1 pseudogene is annotated in these 4,025 nt (G+C 66.1%); it reads right to left on the bottom strand.

Annotation, left to right across the window (positions count from 1 at the left end):
• Positions 1-83 precede the first annotated feature (83 nt).
• Positions 84-3,994 (bottom strand): annotated as a pseudogene (hrpA, locus tag ACEN88_RS26025) (ATP-dependent RNA helicase HrpA).
• Positions 3,995-4,025: the final 31 nt, after the last annotated feature.

Raw genomic sequence — 4,025 nt, 5'->3', positions numbered from 1 at the left:
TCTTCTCCAACCTCAACAACCCGGCGGGCCCCCCCCCTTTTTTGGCCAAATACCAAAACCGGGGCCCCCCACCCCGGTGTTGACTAGCGCAGCATCGACTCCCACACTTTCTGCAGGCGCTTGGAAGACACCGGCATCGGCGTACGCAGCTCCTGCGCGAACAGCGACACGCGCAGTTCTTCCAGCATCCAGCGGAACTCGATCATGCGCGGGTCGAGGTTCTTCAGCGGCTGGTTCTTCACCGTGCGCTGGAACTGCGTCGCCGCCGTCTGCCACTCCGCCATCAGCTGCGCGTCGCGCGCCGGATTGCCGCGCAGTTTTTCCAGGCGCACGTTCATCGCCTTCAGGTAGCGCGGGAAGTGCGCCAGCTGGCTGTACTCCGTCTCCGCGATGAAGCGCTTGTGCACGAGGCCCTGCAACTGCGCCTGCATGTCGCTCGCAACGGCCGGCGGCAGGCCTTGCAGGCGCTTCGGCAGGCCGTGGAACTCCGCGAGGATCTGGCCGGCGAGGCGCGCCGTCTCGTTGATCAGCAGGCCGATGCGGCCCTTGCCCTCGTCCTTGCGCTTGTTGAACGAGGCCGCGTCGATCGGCAGCGGATCCTGCAAACAGGCGATCTCGATGGCCTTGTTGACGATCTGCTCGCGCAGCTCTTCCGGCGTACCTACCGACATGAACTGCATGCCCATCTGCTGCAGGCCCGGCACGTTCTTTTCCGCGAATTTCAGCTGGTCCTTGAACTGCAGCGCGAACAGGCGGCGCAGGCCGATGCGGTGCGTGCGCGCCGCCACGTTCGGGTCGTCGAAGACTTCCAGGTCGCAGTACGTGCCCTTGTCCACGAGCGCGGGGAAGCCGATCAGCGTGATCTTCCCCTGCGTGATCTCCAGCAGTTCCGGCAGCTCGCCGAACGTCCAGCCGGTGATGTTCGTGTGGGCGGTCGGCGCAGCGGGTGCGGCCGGTGCGGGCTTGCCTTTCGCCGCTGCCGGGCCGTCTCCGCCATGCGCTGGAAACTCTGGCGCGCCTGGCCGCCCAACTCGGCCTGCAACGTCGCCAGGTTGCGGCCCATGTCCAGCTGGCGGCCGTGTTCGTCGACCACCTTGAAGTTCATGAAGAGGTGGGCCGGCAAGGTCTCCAGCTTGAAGTCCGTCGTCATCACGCGCACGCCCGTCTGCGCGTGGATGTCGGCAATGAGCGCGTCGATCAGGTCGCCGCGGCCGAAGCGCACGGGGTCCTCGTTGCGCTCGAAGAAGCGCGCGGCGTACTCCGGCAGCGGCACGCAGTGGCGGCGCAGCTTCTGCGGCAGGGACTTCAATAGCAGCTGCACTTTTTCCTTCAGCATGCCCGGCACGAGCCAGTCCGCGCGCTCACGCGGGATCTGGTTCAGCGCGAACAGCGGCACGGTCAGGGTCACGCCGTCGCGCGGGCTGCCCGGTTCGAAGTGGTACGACAGGCCCATCTCGATGCCGGTGACGTTCATCGTCTTCGGGAACAGCTCCGTCGTGACGCCCGCCGCTTCGTGGCGCATCAGTTCTTCGCGGTTCAGGTACAGGAGCTTGGGGTTGTCGCGCGACGCGTCCTTGTACCACTTCTCGAAACCCGCACCGTTCACCACGTCCGACGGGATCTCGCTATCGTAGAACGCATGGATCAGCTGGTCGTCCACGAGCACGTCCAGGCGGCGCGACTTGTGTTCGAGGTTCTCGATTTCCTTGATCAGCTTGTGGTTGTGCGCGAAGAAGGGCGAACGCGTCTCGTAATCGCCGCCGACCAGTGCGTCGCGGATGAAGATCTCGCGCGCGTCAAGCGGGTTGTGCTGCGCGTAGTTGATGCGGCGCTGGCTATAGACGACGATGCCGTACAGCGTCGCGCGCTCGCTCGCCGTGACCTGCGCCGTGCGCTTTTCCCAGCGCGGCTCACCCCACGATTTTTTCAGCAGGTGGCCGCCGATCTTCTCGACCCACTCCGGCTGGATCTGGGCGATGCAGCGCGCGTACAGGCGCGTCGTCTCGACCAGTTCCGCCGCCATGATCCATTTGCCGGCCTTCTTGCCGAGTGTGGAACCGGGCCAGATGTGGAACTTGATGCCGCGCGCGCCAAGATAGGCGCCGCCGGTTTGTCCACCCTCGTCTTCCATCTTGTAGCCGATATTGCCGAGCAAACCGGTCAGCAGCGCCATGTGCAGCTGCTCGTACGTGGCCGGGGTGTCGTTCAGGCGCCAGCCCTGCTCCTTCACGATCGTGAGCAGTTGCGAGTGCACGTCGCGCCACTCGCGCAGGCGCACCTGCGACAGGAAGTTCTCGCGGCAGTTGTCCTGCAGCTGGCGGTTGGTCTTCTTGTGCTCGATGGCCTGCTCGAACCAGCGCCAGATCTTCAGGAAGCTCAAAAATTCGCTCTTTTCGTCGGCGAACTTCTTGTGCTTCTCATCGGCCTGCTGCTGGTATTCCATCGGCCGGTCGCGCGGGTCCTGCACGGACAGCGCGGATGCGATGATCAGCATCTCGGTCAGGCACACGTTGTCGACGGCGGCCAGGATCATGCGGCCCACGCGGGGGTCGAGCGGCAGCTTGGCCAGCTTGCGGCCCATCGCCGTGAGCTCGTTGGCGTCGTCGACGGCGCCCAGTTCCTGCAGCAGCTGGTAGCCGTCGGCGATGGCGCGGCCCTGCGGCGGTTCGACGAACGGGAAGGTCTCCACGTCCGTCAGGTGCAGGGACTTCATGCGCAGGATGACGGCCGCCAGCGACGAGCGCAGGATCTCCGGGTCCGTGAATTTCGGCCGCTGCAGGAAATCGTCTTCCTCATATAAACGGATGCAGACGCCGTCCGCGACGCGGCCGCAACGGCCCGCGCGCTGGTTGGCGGCGGCCTGCGAGATCGCCTCGACCTGCAGCTGCTCGACCTTGTTGCGATAGCTGTAGCGTTTTACGCGCGCCAGGCCGGCGTCGACGACGTAGCGGATGCCGGGCACCGTCAGCGACGTCTCGGCCACGTTCGTCGCGAGGACGATGCGGCGCGCGTTCGTCGTGCGGAACACGCGGTCCTGTTCTTCGACGGAGAGTCGCGCGAACAGCGGCAGGATTTCCACGTGCGGCGGATGGTGTTTTCGGAGCGCCTCGGCGCAGTCGCGGATCTCGCGCTCGCCCGGCAGGAACACGAGCACGTCGCCCTGGCCCAGGCGGCACAATTCGTCGACGCCGTCGACGACGGCATCCATCAGGTCGCGCTTGTCGCGCGCGGCCTGCGCTTTCGACATCGATTTACCGTCGGCGGCGGGTGCGAATTCCTGGTCGCGTTCGACCGGGCGGTAACGCACCTCGACCTTGTACAAACGGCCCGACACTTCGATGACGGGTGCCGGCTTTTCCGGCGTGCCGAAGTGGCGCGCGAAGCGGTCGGCGTCGATCGTCGCGGACGTGATGATCACCTTCAGGTCCGGCCGGCGCGGCAGGATCTCCTTCAGGTAGCCGAGCAGGAAGTCGATGTTCAGGCTGCGTTCGTGCGCCTCGTCGATGATGATCGTGTCGTAGGCCTTGAGCAGCGGGTCGGTCTGGGTTTCGGCCAGCAGGATACCGTCCGTCATCAGCTTGACCCAGGCGCCGGGCGACAGCGTGTCGTTGAAGCGGACCTTGTAGCCCACGTGCTCGCCCAACGGCGAACCGAGTTCGAACGCGATGCGCTTCGCGGTCGACGACGCGGCGATGCGGCGCGGCTGCGTGTGGCCGATCATGCCCTTTTCGCCGCGACCCAGCTCCAGGCAGATCTTCGGCAGCTGCGTCGTCTTGCCCGAGCCGGTTTCGCCGGACACGATCACCACCTGGTTCTCCATCAGCGCCTTCGCGATTTCGGCGCGGCGGCCCGAGACAGGGAGGTCTTCCGGGAAGGTGATCGGGGGGAGCGGATTGCGCACCGCGTCCTTGCGCGCCGGGCGCTCCTCGCGTGAACGTTGGGTGCCTTCGCGCGGCTTGGCCGGACGGCCCTGCGCAGGAGCGTCCGCACGCAAGGTGGAGCCTGGCGACGGACGCACCTGCGCC

The sequence above is a fragment of the Massilia sp. CT11-108 genome, from assembly GCF_047302915.1.
Taxonomy (GTDB): Bacteria; Pseudomonadota; Gammaproteobacteria; order Burkholderiales; family Burkholderiaceae_D; genus Telluria; species Telluria orientalis.
This window is presented reverse-complemented; position numbering and strand designations above follow the sequence as displayed.